At 37.5% G+C, this 18,089-nt stretch carries 18 protein-coding genes and 1 riboswitch; of the genes, 3 read left to right on the plus strand and 15 right to left on the minus strand.

Annotation, left to right across the window (positions count from 1 at the left end):
* Positions 1-116 precede the first annotated feature (116 nt).
* Positions 117-1,874, plus strand: a complete 1,758-nt coding sequence (locus BLW74_RS01245; RefSeq protein ID WP_089689655.1) for an ABC transporter ATP-binding protein — start codon at positions 117-119, stop codon at positions 1,872-1,874.
* A 74-nt stretch (positions 1,875-1,948) separates the two neighbouring features.
* On the opposite strand, the gene BLW74_RS01250 is transcribed toward BLW74_RS01245, so the two are convergent.
* The 6 genes from BLW74_RS01250 to BLW74_RS01275 all read right to left on the minus strand — a co-directional run bounded on the left by BLW74_RS01250 (position 1,949) and on the right by BLW74_RS01275 (position 7,117).
* The gene (locus BLW74_RS01250) at positions 1,949-3,730 is read right to left on the minus strand and encodes a GEVED domain-containing protein (RefSeq protein ID WP_167358359.1); all 1,782 of its coding nucleotides are present in this window, start codon (positions 3,728-3,730) and stop codon (positions 1,949-1,951) included.
* Positions 3,731-3,788: 58 nt separating this feature from the next.
* Complete coding sequence (locus tag BLW74_RS01255) at positions 3,789-4,403, minus strand: class I SAM-dependent methyltransferase (protein ID WP_089689657.1); 615 nt, start codon at positions 4,401-4,403, stop codon at positions 3,789-3,791.
* Positions 4,400-4,993: a hypothetical protein gene (locus BLW74_RS01260; protein WP_089689658.1), complete on the minus strand. Its 594-nt coding sequence runs from the start codon at positions 4,991-4,993 to the stop codon at positions 4,400-4,402. Before BLW74_RS01260 ends, BLW74_RS01255 begins: the two co-directional genes overlap by 4 nt.
* Positions 4,983-5,453 carry an RNA polymerase sigma factor gene (locus BLW74_RS01265; protein ID WP_089689659.1) on the minus strand — a complete coding sequence of 157 codons (471 nt, stop codon included), beginning with the start codon at positions 5,451-5,453 and terminating at the stop codon, positions 4,983-4,985. Before BLW74_RS01265 ends, BLW74_RS01260 begins: the two co-directional genes overlap by 11 nt.
* Positions 5,453-6,304, minus strand: coding sequence for an alpha/beta fold hydrolase (locus BLW74_RS01270; RefSeq protein WP_089689660.1), 852 nt, complete (start codon positions 6,302-6,304; stop codon positions 5,453-5,455). Before BLW74_RS01270 ends, BLW74_RS01265 begins: the two co-directional genes overlap by 1 nt.
* Before the next feature lie 138 nt (positions 6,305-6,442).
* Complete coding sequence (locus BLW74_RS01275; protein WP_089690601.1) at positions 6,443-7,117, minus strand: DUF4919 domain-containing protein; 675 nt, start codon at positions 7,115-7,117, stop codon at positions 6,443-6,445.
* A gap of 217 nt (positions 7,118-7,334) precedes the next feature.
* Between BLW74_RS01275 and BLW74_RS01280 the strand changes: the two genes are divergently transcribed.
* Positions 7,335-7,553 (plus strand): hypothetical protein, encoded by a 219-nt coding sequence (locus BLW74_RS01280; RefSeq protein WP_227413140.1) that lies wholly within the window; start codon positions 7,335-7,337, stop codon positions 7,551-7,553.
* Between the two features lie 59 nt (positions 7,554-7,612).
* On the opposite strand, the gene BLW74_RS01285 is transcribed toward BLW74_RS01280, so the two are convergent.
* Both BLW74_RS01285 and BLW74_RS01290 read right to left on the minus strand, forming a co-directional pair.
* A complete protein-coding gene (locus tag BLW74_RS01285) occupies positions 7,613-8,905 on the minus strand; it encodes an MFS transporter (protein ID WP_089689662.1) in 1,293 nt (430 codons plus the stop codon).
* A 109-nt stretch (positions 8,906-9,014) separates the two neighbouring features.
* Positions 9,015-9,767: a DUF3575 domain-containing protein gene (locus BLW74_RS01290; protein WP_089689663.1), complete on the minus strand. Its 753-nt coding sequence runs from the start codon at positions 9,765-9,767 to the stop codon at positions 9,015-9,017.
* A 166-nt stretch (positions 9,768-9,933) separates the two neighbouring features.
* Between BLW74_RS01290 and BLW74_RS01295 the strand changes: the two genes are divergently transcribed.
* Positions 9,934-12,018, plus strand: coding sequence for a TonB-dependent receptor domain-containing protein (locus BLW74_RS01295; protein WP_089689664.1), 2,085 nt, complete (start codon positions 9,934-9,936; stop codon positions 12,016-12,018).
* Positions 12,019-12,189: 171 nt separating this feature from the next.
* Here BLW74_RS01295 and BLW74_RS01300 read toward each other — a convergent pair whose 3' ends face one another.
* From BLW74_RS01300 to BLW74_RS01330, 7 genes are all read right to left on the minus strand, one after another.
* Positions 12,190-13,188 carry a T9SS type A sorting domain-containing protein gene (locus tag BLW74_RS01300; RefSeq protein ID WP_089689665.1) on the minus strand — a complete coding sequence of 333 codons (999 nt, stop codon included), beginning with the start codon at positions 13,186-13,188 and terminating at the stop codon, positions 12,190-12,192.
* Positions 13,189-13,324: 136 nt separating this feature from the next.
* Positions 13,325-13,972, minus strand: a complete 648-nt coding sequence (gene ribB / locus BLW74_RS01305) for a 3,4-dihydroxy-2-butanone-4-phosphate synthase (protein WP_089689666.1) — start codon at positions 13,970-13,972, stop codon at positions 13,325-13,327.
* Positions 13,973-14,064: 92 nt separating this feature from the next.
* Positions 14,065-14,190, minus strand: a riboswitch (FMN riboswitch).
* Between the two features lie 124 nt (positions 14,191-14,314).
* Positions 14,315-14,845, minus strand: coding sequence for a hypothetical protein (locus BLW74_RS01310; protein WP_089689667.1), 531 nt, complete (start codon positions 14,843-14,845; stop codon positions 14,315-14,317).
* 14 nt (positions 14,846-14,859) lie between these two features.
* On the minus strand, positions 14,860-15,213 hold the full coding sequence (locus BLW74_RS01315; protein WP_089689668.1) for a DUF2200 domain-containing protein: 354 nt from the start codon (positions 15,211-15,213) through the stop codon (positions 14,860-14,862).
* A 9-nt stretch (positions 15,214-15,222) separates the two neighbouring features.
* Positions 15,223-15,999, minus strand: a complete 777-nt coding sequence (locus tag BLW74_RS01320) for an alpha/beta fold hydrolase (RefSeq protein WP_089689669.1) — start codon at positions 15,997-15,999, stop codon at positions 15,223-15,225.
* A 125-nt stretch (positions 16,000-16,124) separates the two neighbouring features.
* Positions 16,125-16,937 (minus strand): hypothetical protein, encoded by an 813-nt coding sequence (locus BLW74_RS01325; RefSeq protein ID WP_139265676.1) that lies wholly within the window; start codon positions 16,935-16,937, stop codon positions 16,125-16,127.
* 629 nt (positions 16,938-17,566) lie between these two features.
* Positions 17,567-18,070 (minus strand): DinB family protein, encoded by a 504-nt coding sequence (locus tag BLW74_RS01330; protein WP_089689671.1) that lies wholly within the window; start codon positions 18,068-18,070, stop codon positions 17,567-17,569.
* Positions 18,071-18,089: the final 19 nt, after the last annotated feature.

Below are 18,089 nucleotides of genomic sequence, written 5' to 3' on the forward strand. Positions count from 1 at the left end.
AATAGCAGTCATCTGAAATTTTCTATGACGATTTGCAAAAGTTGTAAAGGCAGTACGGGTATAATATCTTATTTTTGCATAGAATTTTTATTTTAATTCTTTCTTTCGATCGTACAATGAAAAAACAAGATACCTGGGGAATTATAAAAAGGCTGTTCTTTATCGGAATGAAATTTCGTTCTTGGTTCATCCTTACTCTTATCATTTCCATATTTCTTTCAATTGTTTCTACTTACAGGCCGTATCTTACCATGCAGGTAGTAGATAATGACATCACAAAGCTGCACGATAAGGCATTGATGATGAAACATATCTATATCCTTGTAGGGCTGGTATTTGCAGAAACGATTTTAAACTTTTTCTTAGTTTACTTTTCAAATTTCATTTCGCAAAATGTAATCAGGGATATCAGAGAACGTTTATATGCCAAACTGATTTATTTCAAGACTTCATTTTTTGATAAAACACCTATCGGGCAGCTGGTAACACGTGCGGTAGGAGATGTGGAAACTATTGCAACGGTGTATACGGATGGTTTCCTGATGGTATTCGGGGATATTCTGAGAATTCTGTTTGTTTTGGTGATGATGTTCAGCACCAATGTGCATCTGAGTTATATCACACTGGCTATTTTACCTTTAATGGTGGTAATTACAAGATTCTTTCAGAAAAGACTGAAAAAAGCTTTCGGGGATGAGAGAAACTGGACGGCTAATCAGAATTCATTTGTTCAGGAAAGACTGGCGGGGATGTCTATTATTCAGGTCTTCAACAGGCAGGAATCTGAGTTTAAGAAATTTGATGATATCAATATTACGCTGAAAGGCGCATTGCTGAGAACGGTATTTATATTCTCACTGTTCTTTCCTGTAGTGGAACTTATTTCTTCATTATTCATAGGATTTATTCTTTTCTATGGTGGATATATTACCATCAGCGCAGGGGTTGTCATTGCGTTTATCCAGTATATTTCAATGCTGATCCGTCCTTTGAGACAGATTGCAGACCGTTTTAATAATATCCAGCGGGGAATTGTAGGAGCAGAAAGAGTATTGGGACTGATGGATGAAGAAAACTCCATGCCGAATAACGGGACCGTGAAAAAGGATCATTTTGCAGGAAAAATTGAATTCCAGAACGTACATTTTGCTTATGATGAAAAGCAGGAAGTGCTGAAAGGAATTGACTTTAAAGTAAATCCGGGAGAAACCGTAGCAATTGTAGGGGCTACAGGTGCAGGAAAATCTACTATTATCAGCTTAATTACAAGATTATATGATATCAACTCCGGAAATATTCTGATTGATGATGTGGATTTAAAAGATTATGAGCTTTATAATCTGAGAAGTCATATCGGGGTAGTATTACAGGATGTTTTTCTTTTCCACGGAAGTATTTTTGAAAACCTTGCCTTTGGAGATGACAGCATTACATTGGATAAAATAAAAGCGGGTGCCAGAGAAATTGAAGTAGATCAGTTTATCCAGCAGTTACCCGGAGGATATGATTATGTAGTGAGTGAAAGAGGTTCTTCCATTTCTTTAGGCCAAAGACAATTGCTGTCTTTCCTGAGGGCTTATTTATCTGATCCGAAAATTTTAATTCTGGATGAAGCTACCTCTTCCATTGACCATGAAAGTGAAAAACTAATCCAGAGAGCAACAGAAAAAATTACTAAAAACAGAACTTCCATTATTATTGCCCACCGACTTTCCACCATTGAAAAGGCTGATAAAATTATTGTAATGGAACATGGTAAAATTGTAGAGGAAGGGAAACATCTTGATCTGCTTGATAAGAACGGATATTATGCTACCCTTTATAAAGCGCAGCTCCGCCATGAAGTAGAAATGGAACAGGAAAAAGAATCATAATGCCAATGTATTACCGAATTATAATAAACAAAAAAGAGAGTCATCAATGACTCTCTTTTTTTATCAATAATAATTTAGAATTTTAATTTTTTAGTAATTACTTTTCCGTCTTCCAGTACTGCTGTTGCAGTGATGATCATATTTTTCTCTTCAACCGGATATTTGAATTCTGAAGACTTAACGTCTGTTTTTCTCATCAGTAATCTTCCTGACGCATCATAAATATGCACCGAAGAAATTTTCACGTTACTTTTCACTGATACAGAATTTTCATCTTTAAAAATAACAGGTGAATTTTTTAATCCGGCGTTTTCCACAGCTAATAAGCTTTGTGTTTCAATAATTACTGAATAATCCTCTACCTGTCCGTATTTTGGAGTGTAGCATGCTGTTACCGCAGTTCCGTTAAACTCACCGATTACTCTCATTCTTAACGGAGTATTGGTTACTGCATTCGCAGGAGGTGTTACCTGAGCGGTAGCAAAAGATCCGTTGGTTACCCCACTTTGATTAAGCACAAGCTCTGTAGATTCGTTGAACTGCCCATCATTATTATAATCAATATATGCTTTGATCACATGGGAATTGCTGGTTCCCGGAGCTACGGTAAGGGTTGTAGCAGTATTTTGAGGAATTGAAGTTTTGGATATTCCCGAACAGTACGTCCCTGTGAAGTTTTCATAAAAATTGTTGGCAGCCTGTTTATAATTGCTGGAATAATTACTGATACTTCCGAATTTCACAGAAGTGATTCCTACATTATATCCTCCGGGATTAGTGATGGATGATGGAGTACATGTATTCGTTAAAGCAGCACTGTTGTTGATCGTAGAAGAAGAGGCAACCGGTGAATTGATCAGTGACTGTCTGTACTGTAAAAGCTGCGCTGTTGCCCTGTCCGTCTGTCCCTGCGTGAATAAATTTCTGAAGCAGTAGGTATAGGCCATTACATTTCTTTCGCCGCCATTGTACAGCTGGCTGGTACAGGGATTGATTTGCCCTGTCTGGCAGGTATGAGGAACGGTAGAGTGGTAAAGGCTTTTCATGGGCTCTGTATCACAGACCAGATCTCCGTCTAATGTACAGTCGTTGTTTACAGGGCAGTCTCCTGTAGTTTCATTATATCCCTGGTGCGTATGTCTGAGTCCTAAAGCATGACCGAATTCATGAGCAAGCGTCTGTGCATTGACAGCAGAAGCACTGGCGGCCATAAAAGCATAATCATTGCTTCCGCCCGGATAGTATGCGAAACCGTTCAGCCCTCCGGAATTGGATGTCAGTTTTTTAACCACATAAATGTTATAGTATTTTGAAGTGTCCCACATTCCCATTGCGGTAATCTCAGAGGCGGTTACGGCATTGGTTGTATTGTCATTATTAACACCCCCGCTTACATATTTGGGAAGAGATGATGCATTGATTCTGTTGATCCCATTAGTCGCATTACAGTTAGGATCTTTGGTGGCAAAAACAAATTTCACGGGAAGGATCGCACTGGTTCCGGACATTCCGCTGGTAGAGCTTCCTGCAAATACACCATTGGTATAATTGACCCATGCAATGATATCTGCATCAGATTTATTATTTGGAGTTCCTACAGCGCTTCCGTCTCCTACTACATGCACAACAATAGGGATTTCATATACCTGATTGTTGAGTTTTGAGGCGAGCTTTCCACTTTTAATCATTTTAGACAGTTTCAGGTTGAATGCATCATCCTGAGCTTTCTCTTCCGGATACCTTTCGTAATGTTTTTTCATTAATTCATCGGTTCCGCATTCCTGAAATTCCAAACTTTGTGAATAAAAATGGGAGCAGAATGCTCCTGAAATAAGCAGAAATAATAATTTTTTCATAGTATTTTTCATTTAAGAGTTGTGGATCTAAAAATAAATAAAAAATACTTAACAATAATTAACGTTTTTTCAGACTGCAGAAAACAAAATTCTGAACCGTCTCAAAAGGGGTAGTATGATCTTCTGTAAGGCACTGTACTTTTTTAAAATGTTCTCCAAATTTTTCTGATAATGACGCTTCATCATACTGCTGAATATCCAATCCGCTGCATTTGGCAGGACCCTTTTTAGAAAAAGTTCCGATGATTATAAAATGATTAACATTACTCTCAGCGATATTAACGTATTTTGAAACCTGTTCCGGTGTAGTGAGAAAATGAAAAGCCGCTCTGTCATGCCAGATATCGTAGGTTTGCGCAGGTTCAAAGCGGGTAATGTCTGATACAATCCATTGTACTTTACCAGCTTTGTCTCCTAGTCTTTTCTGCGCTTTTTCGAGTGCTTTGGCGGAAATATCAAGTACGGTGATGTTTTCATACCCTTCCTCAAGAAGAAAATCAACAAGATTGCTGTCCCCGCCGCCTATGTCAATGATGTTTGCATTTTTTCCCAGTCCGGAAGCCCTGATAAGGTCTAAGGAAGTCTGAGGTTTTTTTTGGGTCCAGCTTACCTGATCCGGATTTTTGGTTTCATATACATTTTCCCAGTGGTCTTTGTTGTCAGAAGATATCATGATTCTTTTAATTGATGATTGATTTCCTCAAATTTATTAATTAATTCATCAAGTTTTTCCTGCTGTTTTTTTATGGTTCTGGGTCTCAGATACAACCAGTTGAAAGCAATCCACGCCAATGTTACGGCATAGGCCAGAATACCTGAGCTCAGCGTCATCCTTGAAGTATACTCATACATATAAAGGCAAATTCCCAGAAACAGCATAATAAAATAAAGATTGAGGATGGTGGTCTGCATCAACTTCTGCTTGCTTTTTACTGTGTATAAACTTTGAAGATATTCATTATTAGACTGTGTCTGATCTATTTTGTAAAAGACCATAAACATCTTGTTGTATGCAAACAGGAATATAGCCATCCCCAATACCACAAGTACAATTCCGATTTTTGTGGTGATCATTTGAGGCTGGTAGCGATACCAGATAAAAAGAATTAATAATGAGGTAGTGATCAATCCAATGTTGGCAAAGATTAATCTGCGCAGGTTCTGGTTTCTGAATTTTTTCAGCTTTCCCAGAAGTTCTTCCATATTGGGTCTGTTGGAAGTCTGCTGTTTCCATATGTTTTTGAAATCAATATTAGTAGCCATTTTCTTTAAACTTTTGCGTTAATTTTTCCTTTATCCTGTGAATCTTTACCCTGATGTTAGATTCAGAAAGCCCTACAATATGAGCTATTTCAGCCTGTTTTATTTCTTCGAGCTCCAATGAGATAATAATTCTGTCTGTTTCCGGCAGCTCAGAAATAAACTGATAGAGCATCTGAATCTGAGGTTCTGTGGACTCCTGCTTTTTCTCTTCCAGATGGATGGGAAGATCTGTTTTTGCAAATTTCTTTTCCTTTTCAATCTGTCGGAGACAGTTGTTGGAAGCTATTCTGAAAATCCATGTTCCTACACTGGATTCATTCCTGAATTTCGGAAGCTGCTGCCAGACGATAATAAATGTTTCCTGGGCAAGATCCTGAGCGAGTTCAGTATCATTCACATATCCCATACAGAGACGGAATATCTTTTGCCAGTAGAGTTCGTATATCTCTTCAAAAGCCATTATTTCGCAGATAAGAAGTTAGTAAGCTGGTTAAAATACCAGTCCTTATCATCATACATTATAAAATGCAAACCTTTTGTAGCATACTGCATATCCGCGTTTTTCAAATTTTTATACTGGCTTTCAATGGTGGGTTTAAGATTGGCAAAGTAAGATTCCAGAAGGATAAGAGATGGACATTGTATATTTTTTATTTTCTCTCTGAGATCAGTATTGGAAAAGTCACAATACATTTTAGCGAATGTTTTTCGGTCAGATCTCATGCTCCAGTTGATCACAGTTTCCTGCATAGAAGGATCAGCGAGAAGGCGGGGTATAGTCTGGGTCTGCATTTTGCGGAACTGTTCATCATTCATAGCGGTTAACTGACTGATGGTGGCAGAGCAGTCGTTATTTTCTTTAGATATAAAATCTGGATCGGCCATTGCTGCAAGACAGGGAAGGGCATCTACGATTATGATTTTTCCGGTCAGTTCAGGGTAATCCGCTGCAATAGCCAGTGCAAGACCTCCTCCCATGCTGTGTCCGATGATCACAGGTTTGTTAATTTTATTATTTTTGATGTAAGCGGCTATCGCTTTTTCCCAATCTTTAAAACTGGCATCTGCCTGTGGTTTTGTTCCGGCAAATCCGGCCATCGTTAAAGTATAACAGGTGAAGTTTTTTTCAAATTTTGCTGTTGTTTCATTCCATACCTCTCCGGAAGAAGCAAACCCAGGAATGAATAACAGAGACTGATTTCCTTTTCCGGTTTTTTTTACTTCGAAAGGATAAGGAGTTTCCTGCCCGAATATATTGCATACCGCTAAAAAAAATAACATGATAATCAAAAGGAATGTGAATTTTTTCATGATTTCTAAAGTTTTAAGGTTTATTTGTCTTTTAGAGACGAACCTTTAAAAAATGTTACACGAAAAATTATTTTTTTTCGGAAAAAATATTTATCCTTCTTCAAATTCCTTTACCACAGAGGTAAAATTGAATTTATTTTAATCTAATATTCTTCCGTAAAACCTGCTGATATCGAAATAAAACCCGGGGATTTTGTATTTGTCTTTTTCAAATTCCTGATAATCACATTTTCCTTTCAGGCTTTGCGATTTTGTTTCCATTTGAAACCTGTTCAGAAGGACGTATTCATCTGTAACGGAAATCACGTGAAAGCCTGTCTCGCATTTCAGTCCGTCCCCGGAAGTAAGAATTGCATTTAATAATCCATGGAAATTTCCTGCAATTTTTTCGGCAGTGGCATCGTCCTTATTTAGATGATAGAGATAGGCAAGATAATTCATGGCACGAAGGTCCAGAGGGTTTTCGTCTAACACATCCAGAAATAGCTGAATCCCTTTAGACAGATCTTTTTGTGAAATGCCTTCTCCCCGATAATATTTGGCTACTTCTTCAGCCTTCTTTCCGATTTTATAGGGCTGATATTCTTTCTGAAAGGTATAACCGAAATAAAGATGGCGGTATTGGGTGCTTGTAAGCAGTGTATCGTTCTCTTTTAATCTTTTTAAAAGCTTAGGATAATAGAGTTCTGAATTTTTATCCTCAATATTTTTTTGAATGGCAGCGTAATCAGGTGCTTTAAATTCCAGTTTCTGAGCCTGAAGGAACGTAAGCAGTATTGAAAAGAATAATGAGAGGAATGCTTTATTATTCATGGTTTGCGTATCGTTGTTATAATTTTTTAGCATGTTAAAAATACGGAATTTGTATCAATCGGATTTTATCGGATTACTATTTGCAAAAAAAATAATAAAATATTATCAAAGTGTTATTTTGTGTTGATAAATTTACTAACTTTATTCGGAATTTAGGAGTTACCCCTGACATTTAAGGGGGTAAATGGAATTTTTAACTAAAAAACCAAAAATATTAATGAGCAGTAGTAGTATCCAAGATGAATTTAAAGTCTTCAAAGACGAATTGAGAAAGTTGAATATCGAAGTACAGAAAGTTGTAAAAGTAGGAAACGGCAGTATGGATTTCCATGAGGTTTTCTACAAATCGCCGAGGTATGAAGAGGTAAAAAGCATATACGTTCAGCGTCATAACCTGGATAGTATGATTGAAAAATTTAAACAGGCCTATCATTAAAAATAGAACGCGCACCGCAGATACTCTGCGGCGCGCTGTTTTTCTAAAGCCATCAGGAATTAATCCTTATCCAGTGCAGAAGTTTTTTTGGTATCTTTCATGCCAATGTAAACAATAAGGGAGAAAAGAATACATCCTGTAATGTACCAGTAAAAATATTCTTCAGAACCGATTTGTTTGAACCAAAGCGCAATATATTCTGCCGTTCCTCCAAATACCGCAACGGTGATGGCATAGGGCAGGCCCACGCCAAGCGCCCTGATTTCTGAAGGAAAGAGCTCTGCTTTTACTACTGCATTAATGGACGTGTAGCCGCTAACAATAATTAATGCTGCCATAATAAGGAAAAATGCGCCCCAAATGGATGTAGTGGTGCTCAGTGCCGTAAGAAGAGGAACTGTACATAAGGTTCCCAGAATTCCAAAACCTAAAAGAAGCGGTCTTCTTCCGATCTTATCAGACCATGCTCCAAATACCGGCTGGAGACAGGCAAAAATGAAGAGTGAAATAAAAGAAACCAATGTAGATTCTTCTTTTGAAAGATGAACGGTATTCACCAGGAATTTCTGCATATAAGTGGTATACGTATAAAATGCCAGTGTACCTCCCAGAGTAAGGCCTACAACCGTAAGCAGGGCTCTTGGATGTTTCAGCAGTTCCTGTACTGTTCCTTTTTTCTTTTCGCTGACCTCTTTTTTGTTTTCAAAGGCTTGGGTCTCATGAAGATTAGCTCGCAGGTATAATGCAATGATGGAAAGCATAGCACCAATTACAAAAGGAATTCTCCATCCCCATTCTTCAAGCTGTGCTTCAGTCAGTACTAATTTCTGTAAAATAAGCTGAATTCCCAGTGCGATAAGCTGTCCGCCGATCAAAGTAACGTATTGAAAACTTGAATAAAACCCCCTTCTGTCCTGTGTGGCCATTTCGCTGAGGTAGGTGGCAGATACTCCGTATTCACCGCCGACACTCAGGCCCTGAAGTAATCTGGCCAGCAAAAGTATAAGAGGAGCGAGAATACCTATAGATGCATAAGTGGGAGTAAGAGCAATGAGTAAAGATCCGAAAGACATAAGAAGAACAGAAAGCGTCATTGATTTTTTCCTTCCGATCTTATCTGCAATACTTCCGAACACCCATCCCCCGATGGGACGCATAAGAAAGCCCACGGCAAATATCCCTGCGGTATTCATCAGTTGGGCATTGAGGTCAGAATCAGGAAAAAATGAATGGGAGAAGTAGATGGCAAATGCTGCGTAGGCATACCAGTCGTACCATTCAACAAGATTTCCGATAGATCCGCCTATGATGGCTTTGATTCTTTGGCCTGTGGTGATAGAGGTTGAGTCCATAGATGTATATTCCAGAAAGTTTTTTAATAATGGTCTCCAAGATACAAATTTCAGGAAAAAATAAACCGCTCTGAAAAAGAACGGTTTAGCAATAGGGAAGTCTTAATTTTTAAAATCTGTATCCAATAGAAAGCCCGCTTCTGAATCCTGCCCAAGGGCCGTCCACTTTTATTCTGGCACCATTGGAATTGGTTTCTACCGTATATTTTACAAACGGAATATCAAGGTTCTCAATCTCTTTTTTAAGCTGAGCCTGCATATCCGGAGTCAGTACATAATCTGAAGTCATGCTGAAATCACCTTTTCCGCTTCCGTAATGTGCTCCTGCAATCCAGAAATCCAGTACAAGATTCTGGCTTCTTGTTAAAAAGAACTGCACCCCCACCATTAATCCTCCACTGTTTCCATTGGTATCTCCCTGGCCTCTTAATGGAATTTGATAGGTATTCCCGTCAGGGCCGTTGTAATCATAATAAAAATCAAAAGTATTTGAGGTCACGCTTGAATAGCGGTAATAAGGTGCAAAATAGAAACCTTTGCCATAGCCTTTTCCAATATAAAATCTGGGTTCTATGGTGAAATTGGTAGCTTTTACCCTTAGATTCTGGAATCTTTTTTCATCTTCATCTTTCAGAAAGGCATTGATGAATGGTACTTTTCCCTCCGGCATTGTTCCGAAACCGATGTTCAAAGAAAACCACTGATTAATGGCCCGTTCGTAAGACAGATTAATATTTCTGAATGCATAAGCCGTGACATTGGTCTTGACGATATTCATCTTCTCTGCCGGGCTGTTTTGAATTTCCTGAGCTTCCAGAACAGAGAACAGGAAGCAAGGAATGGCTATAAATGCTTTTTTCATGATTCTTTATTTTGTGATGTAAAAAAATACCAGCAAAAAACGGGCTGAATTTAACATAATAATTATAATTAAAGAAAATTTATTGATAATTTTTTAATGTACTGTGATTATGAATGTAATAAACATCGGGAATTGATTGTCCTAATGGTATAATTCATCTTCTGAAATGATAAAAACTATATATACCATCCTCTTTCTTTGTGGAACTTTACTATTTTCACAGGAGAAGAAAAATGATACGGCTGATACTACGGCAGCCAAAGAGATCCAGGAAGTTATTCTAAAATCACAGCGCAAAAAACAGTTTGCCGATAAAGCTGTATATACTTTTGATAAAGAGGCGCTGGAAAAAGCACGCTATGCAAAAGATTTGCTGAGCACTCTTCCGGAATTGCAGCTGGATCCGGTATCCAACACCATTACCAGTACCAAAGGAGGGACTACCTTATTTCTTATCAATGGAATTGAAGCTACAGATATGCAGATCCGAAGTGTAGCCCCCGGTGAAGTTGTAAAAGTGGAGTATTATGATATTCCTCCGGCCAGATGGGCAACAAGAGCAGATACAGTAGTGAATATCCTGACAAGGTCTACAGAAACCGGATATGTTTTCGGAGCTGATGTTTCCGCAGCTTTAAACACAGGATTTGTGAATGGCTCTGCCTATGCCGATTACACCAAAGGAAAAAACAATTTCGGACTGGAATATTCCCTGAATATCAGAGATTATAATGACAGAAGGGTCAACAGCATCTATGATTATCAGTTAAACGGAACGCATTACAGGTCTGATGAAAACAGGACAGATCATTTTGGGTATACTTTCCAAAATGTTGCCCTGCGCTATACCAGGCTTGTTCCGGATAAGTATGCTTTTCAGGCTAAAATGAATATGGATATTTTCAGCAGGTTTTCAAAAGGGATAGGGCAAAGTGTTTTTACTGAAGATCATCTGAAAGAAGAGCATAATATGTTTAAAAATAATGGTTCAGATTATATAATTCCTAAGCTGGACCTTTATTATTCTAAAAAAATGGGCGATAAAGATGAATTGAGTATCAATGTGGTAGGTTCTCATTACACAACAAATACTACGGAAACAGCCAAAGAATGGATTGTTGGCTCAGGCTTGTCTGTATATGATAATGATATGGTTTTGAAAGCCAGGCAGACGAGTCTTGTAGGAGAGCTTGCGCATGTTCATGATTTTAAGGCAGGGAAGCTGTCTTCTGGCTACCGTATTTCGAGATCTTCCATTTCTAATGATCTGAATAATCTCGCCGGATATTCCCAATACAGTGTTACTTATCTTGAGCAGTATTTTTACACAGAATTTGCAGGAAAAATAGATAAATTCAGTTACCGAATCGGAGCCGGGCTTACCAATATTCATAACAAAAGTGCGGAGACTACTTTTAATGAATGGACTTTCACCCCCAAGGTTATTTTAGCCTATCAGATTAAAGGAAACCAGAATCTTCGTTTTACAGCAGGCTACAATCCGGTAAGTCCCTGGAGCAATGCTTTGAGCAGTAATGTGGTTCAGCTGGCACCTAATATCGTTCAGCGGGGAAATCCTTTCTTAGAATCTCAACAGGTGTATTCTAATAATCTGACTTATTCTTTCAATAATAAATATTTTGATGTTAATGCAGGCCTGTTTTACAGATATACCAACAGGGTGATCAATCAGTATTATGTACAGGACGAGGTTTTGGGAGGCTACGCTCTGACGTACGAAAACGGGAAAAACGGACAAAGGTATGGTGTGCAGTTAACAGGATCTTATAAACCGTTTGGAAACAGCCTTCTTGTTATCAAAGCAGTGATCACGCCAACTTCTGAAACTGTGAGAACCAGTAAAGGAGCCCTGATTAAAAATGATTATTTAGGAAATTATTTTTCGTTATCTTCAGAATATAAATCGTTCTCAGTCCAGTATCAGTTCAATATTCCAGTGTACAGCCTTAATGGGGCATTCCTCAATACGAACGAAAACCAGAATAACATTTTTGTAAGCTATAAACGAAAAAACTGGACGTTCTCCACCGGAATGTACTGGATTGGAATGCCTTCGGAATATAAAACAAAAAGTCTACCGGAGAGTCTGGTTGACTATAAAGTTCATACACAGATTATGAACAATAAATCCATGTTTATCCTAGGATTAAGCTACGATTTTTCTAGAGGAAAAAAGACCGAAATCCAACGTAAGCTTAATAACGAGACCGCTCCTGCCGCTACTTTTTAAAAGTTGGTTTTAAGTTGGAAGCTAGAGATTGGCTGGCTGGAAGTTGATTTAATCGGAGGAACAAACAATATAGGTCATTTTTTCACTTAAAATAATTGACACATTATATAGTCCTGTTTTCCACATTTCTTATCAAAAATCCCCACCCATATTTTGGAGTGGGGATTTTTTTTATTTCTTAATGAATTTTGCATTCTTTTTTTCCGAAGTATTTTTTTCGCTCATCTCAATGAAATAAGAGGCTGGCGGAAGATCTGAGATCTGAATATTCCCGGATTTTACCTCTGCTGTTTTTACCAGCTTTCCGTCCAGACTGTAAATATTCGCTTTGGAATAATTATCTGTATTTCCCTTAAACCCGATAAAGTCTTTCGCTGGGTTAGGATAAACAACCAGATTCTCTTTTTTTACAGCATTATTTACGGTCAGGAATGTTTCACTTAAAGCCTGTGCGCTTGAAGTAGACTGGTTGATCCCTAGTAAAGGAACACTTATATTTCCGCTGCTTGTGCTTAATAATGCATATCGGTGAGAAGCATCATAATAAGCATAGGCGGTATTGGTAACCGTTCCGATCGGGTTAGAATAAATTACATCAAAGGAAGAATATAAATTAAAACTCTGGGTATACTTTACCCGTAGAACGTTATTGTATGTTTTATTTCCTATAATCAGGGTTCCGTATGCATCAGCCTGAGTTGCTAAGGTTCCGCTGAACAGTCCATTGGCTACCGATGAAGAGAAAGTACCTTTAGCGGTATCATTCTGGGCAGGTCCGTAGGTGGTAGGGTAGTTGTTATAAGTTCCGTTATCAACATTGAAATTTAAAGTGGCCTGTGGATTTACAATTCCTGTAATTTCCAGTTTAGTAGCAGTGGCTTTGTAATAAATAGTAGTTGCTCCGTCCACCATTTTAATTGTAGAACCTGGAAACGTTGTGATTTCAGCGGAGGTCGGCACAGAATAAGTAGTTTGTGATGATGGCCCCATCGTAACGGCTGCGTTTGAAAATGTAACGTTGGCTCCAACTGCAGAATTGTCTACAGATCCGTTTAACTGATTGTAATTAATAACATCTCCGGAAACAGGATCATTGGCTGTTTTTGTAAGAGTTATTTGCGCAGAAAGCATTGCAGAAGCTCCCAGTAAAAAGAGTACAGATTTTTTCATAGTCAAAAAATTTTTTGTTAAAATTAAATAAAAATAGTATTCAAATTTTTATTTAACTTCTTTTTAATTAAATATTTAAATAAACCGCCGGCTGATAAGTTCAGCCGGCGGTTCTGTGCGTTAAATACCTTTAATTTTAGTTGCTCATGATCATTTTACGATAAGCATAGATGTCTTCTATAGTCACTACACTCATCCCTTTTTTTATGGCAAAATCTACAATTTCAGGAAGTCTTGCCATGGAACCATCCTCATTGGTCAGTTCACAGAGTACAGCATCATCTCCCAGATTGGCCATTTTTACAAGATCTACACTGCCTTCAGTATGGCCGCGTCTTTCAAATACGCCCTCTTTTCTGGCGATCAGAGGGAATACATGTCCCGGACTTGCAATATGCTCTGCCTGTGCGTTTGCTGCAACAGCAGTTCTGATGGTAGTTACACGGTCTTTTGCAGAAACTCCTGATTCCACACCTTCTCTGGCTTCAATGGAAATGGTAAATGCAGTTTGATTTTTTGAATTGTTGTTTTCCACCATCGGACGAAGGTTCAGATGGCGGCTTTTTTCCTCAGAAATACATAAGCAGACGATACCGCTGCATTCGCGGATCAGAAGTGCCATGTCCTGTTCTGTAATGGTGGAAGCGGGAAATATGATGTCGCCTTCGTTTTCGCGGTTTTCATCATCTACTAACAGAATGCCTTTTCCCTGTTGTAATGTCTGAAGTGCTTTTTCTACACGTTCTTTGGAGGTAGCTCCGAATTGTTCTAATAATTTTTCCATGTTATTTTACTTTTAAAAGTTAAAATAGTCTTCGGTACATGGAAATGAAATACAACGCAACAAGAGTCCACAAGGAATCTTATTGGTCATCTCATTTTCTTCTCCCATCCAGACTTTAACTGTCGGTTCCGGAATTTCACCAGATCAGTCCTTTCCGAAGAAAGGAGTCGCGGACTGTAACCGCCGGTAGGGAATTGCACCCTGCCCCGAAGAAAACTTATACTAAGTTTTACTGTATGTTGTAATTTAAATTTTTATTTCATTGAATCGTATTTAACGCACAGACCGCTAATTTCGGGAAGTTTTTTGAATTGGGAAAAAGAATGGTGTACTTTTTACCCTTTAAAAAGGATAGCTGAAATTCTTATATTGCCTGTCAAAGGAGCTTAGATCATGGTCATCATTTCTTCTGTTGAACGTTCCTGCAGACAGATTAATCTCTCCCAGTCCGAAATAGTACCTTTCGCTTTCATACAGCCTTATCTGATAATGTTTCACAATATCTATCATCATATCAGACTGATACGAATGTTTTATCTTTTCTTTGTTTAGCCAGAAGAAAGAATGGTCTGAATTTATTCCTCCTGTCTTGATCTGAGCATGTTCAAAATCAAGCTGGCTTATTATTTCTTCAAATTCACGAATGAAGTTTTGTAATTCCCTTGTATCGTCGATAAGCCATTTTTCTGTTCTTCCAAAGGTAATAAGAATATTGTCATAATAATATGCGGGTTCCTGAGTAGCACGGGAGAAAATTTCCGGATGAAAATAAAAATATTTCTGATCCCGCATTTTATTGTTGATGAAGTTGAGAAAACCGCTATAGTCCTCATCCAGCATGATAGCTCCGTAAAAATAATTCCACTCGTACATTGAAATTTTATTTTTTAAATTTTTCTTTTAATTTTTTCCATCTTCTTTCCTTTCGCCAGCTCATCAATCAATTTATCCAGATAGCGTATATTTCTCATTAGTTCATCTTCTATTTCTTCCACACGATATCCGCAAATGACTCCCTTTATTAATGAAACATTGGGATGGATTCGAGGTGCCTGTTCAAAGAACGTTTTACAATCGGCTTTATGATCAAGAACTTCCTTCAGGGTTTTTTCATTATATCCCGTAAGCCAGAAGATGATTTCATCTACCTCTTCTTTGGTACGGCCCTTTTTTTCAGCTTTTTGAATGTAGTGGGGATACACACTGGAAAATGGTGTAGTAAAAATTCTGGTATTCTGCATTGTTAAATATCAAATCAGCTTTTGGATAACTTTATCAAGAATGGCATTAAATTCATCCGGCCTTTCCAGCATAGGATAGTGCCCAACGCCTTCCATGGTAACATAATCATAGGTTTTCAAATACTTTCTGTTGTTTTCCAGATGGGTAGGAGAAGCATCGGAATTGATGGCGGTTACAGGAATTTGAATCTGTTTTGCAAATGGCCTGAAATCTGTCTTGTATAAAGGACGGAGAGTATTAATTGCCAATTCGGGCTCATGCTGTAGAAATTCACTTTGTACTCTTTCTTTTACGGCAGGCGGCGTGCCGTCTGCGAACAGAAATTGCGGCAGGATGTTTTCCACAGTGTATTTGAAATCATTTTTATACTGAGAAAGGACTTCTTCAGCCTGTTCCGGGGTAAAAGATTCTTCCATATTTTTCATGGTGTCTATAAGAATTAATGCCTTTACCCGTGGAATTTTTAAAGATGCTTCCAAAACATAAGCTCCGGACATGGAATGTCCTACAAGAATGATCTCATTTGAATTGACGGCATCTGCTACAGCTTTAATATCATCTGCATATCCGGCGCTTGTCCATTCCTTTCTTGAAGAACCGGATTTTCCGTGTCCTGCAAGATCCATTTGTACAATGTTGTACTTGCTGTTTAAATATTTTTGCTGAATATCCCACCATGCGGTATTACCAAGCCATCCATGCATGAAAATGAGAGTGGTATTTCCGCTTCCGGATTCTTTGTAATGAATTCTCTGACCGTCTGATGATACTGCATATTTTTCCATATAAATTGGTAAGTATTGGTGATTTTTAACGTTGTAATTTACAAAATGAGCTGTAAATAGGATGATTTTATTGCTTGTTACCGTATGAAAAAATAACACCACATTGAAGCAGTGTTTATTATGGGTTATTTTTTTGATTTGATGCTGAAAATAATGGCACCGTACGGATTTCCGGAATTATCCCTGATCTCACATTTGAAATAAAGAAGATTCTTTAAATATCTTTGGTGAAATACCTCCGTCAGAAATGTAATTCCCGTGGGAAGTGCATTGGAAGCATATCCTTCAAAACTTTCTATCTCATACGATATTTCATTCCCAAGGAAACTGAAGATCTCTTTTAAAATACAGTGCGTTATGAATACAAATGGAACTATAGGATGGTTTTCAAAATGTCCTTTGCATTGATCAGGCGTAAAAGGCTCTGTAACAATGGTAAAATGATGAGGTGTTTCTGTATTGAGTATTTTACTTTCAGGAAGGTTTTTGTCATGATATTCTACCGGAACTGCAGTGAAAAGATCTTTGTAAAAAACTTCAAATGCTTCTCTGGTAATAATATAGTAATCCAGTTCTGCAGAAAACAGCGGATCCCCGGAATGACGATCTGTTATCTGGAGGTGAGATTTTCCTTTTCTTTCAGATTCTAGAAAGCTTTCACTGGTAATTATAACTGATTTTGGTTCCCTGTAAGATAATTTTCTGATCCTGATTTTTTCGCCAAGGAAATAGATTTTCTCTTTACTGTCATCATTCAGTATTTTATACAGGCTGAGGCTTCCCAGTGAAAATAGTAATTTGATCAGCTGCGAATAATTTTCATTCTCAAAATTCCACTCCCTGATCTCTGTTTCGATCTTATGATCTCTGAAAATGCTGTTTTCGGGAATTGAAAAGTACGGTGCTGATTCCCCAAGGTAAGGGATGATGTTTTCCATGATGTCCGTTGTTGTCATTTGAATGAGGGTATTGGGTTATTAAATTTGTTTTCATTGTGGATAACTTTTTCATCATAGTGTATAATAACATTTGTGGATATCTGCAGGTTTGTGTTTTTTGATTTTTAATTGAGCATTCAGGAATGGTCAATTAAATATATCAATATGGAAGTCTGTTTTGTTAATGTGTTTTTAATTTATTGAATATAATTTAGTTATATATTTTATTTCTTTAATCTGTGATTTGTTTTTAATGCAATTTATAAAAAAATACTTATAATGAATGATGAATGTTGTTCGTTATTTGAAAAGTAATACTGTAAAAAAGTGTTGATAAGTTATCCCCATAACTTATCAACACTTTTTTCTATTGTGAAAATCTAATGAAAATGGATAAGTCTTGTAAATTAAAGATAATTAGCTGTTTACAAGATTTGTTTCAATGGTTTAAAAACTTATCCATAGTTTATCCACAGAAGGAAATTAGGAAATGAAAAGTTATCCACAAATAATTGAATATGTGGATAATTGTTGGTTTTTAATTTAAATTATTTAAAATCAGTAATTTAAAAGGATGTTGATTGGTGCTCTGAAATTCTCTTTCAAAGTTATCCACAAAATTGTTGGTTTTATTGCTGGTCTTTATAAATATTCCAGAAGTTGAAATCCGTCATAGGAGCGTCAGTAATTCCGATATTTCTTCCCATGGTCACGATTTGTCCTCTGTGGTAAGTTCCGTGGAGGATCGCATGCTGGATATATTCATACTTGGAAAAATCACATTGAAACCATTGTGATTCAATCTTTACATTTTTTAAGAGATCTTCTTCGGATAAGCTTTCCACATAGTCTGCCAGCATTTGTGAATTGGTTCTTATCGCGTTGAAAACATCTTCTTTGCTGTTGGTCTCTGCAGTTTTGGTAACATCAAAATCATTCTTTTCAGCAATGTAGCTCCACCAGTATTCCTGAGTTTGCCAGATGTGGTGTAAGGTTTTTAAAATGGTCGGAAAACTGGAAATGGTTTCCTGGTTCAGTTGTTCGTCAGACTTTGTGGATAACCAGTCGATGTATTTGTTGACTACCCAGTTATTGTACTGTACGGTTTTGCTGACTAATGCTTTTAGGCTCATAATATTAATATTTAGTGGT

Origin of the sequence: Chryseobacterium culicis (assembly GCF_900108365.1) — a bacterium.
Classification (GTDB): domain Bacteria; phylum Bacteroidota; class Bacteroidia; order Flavobacteriales; family Weeksellaceae; genus Chryseobacterium; species Chryseobacterium culicis.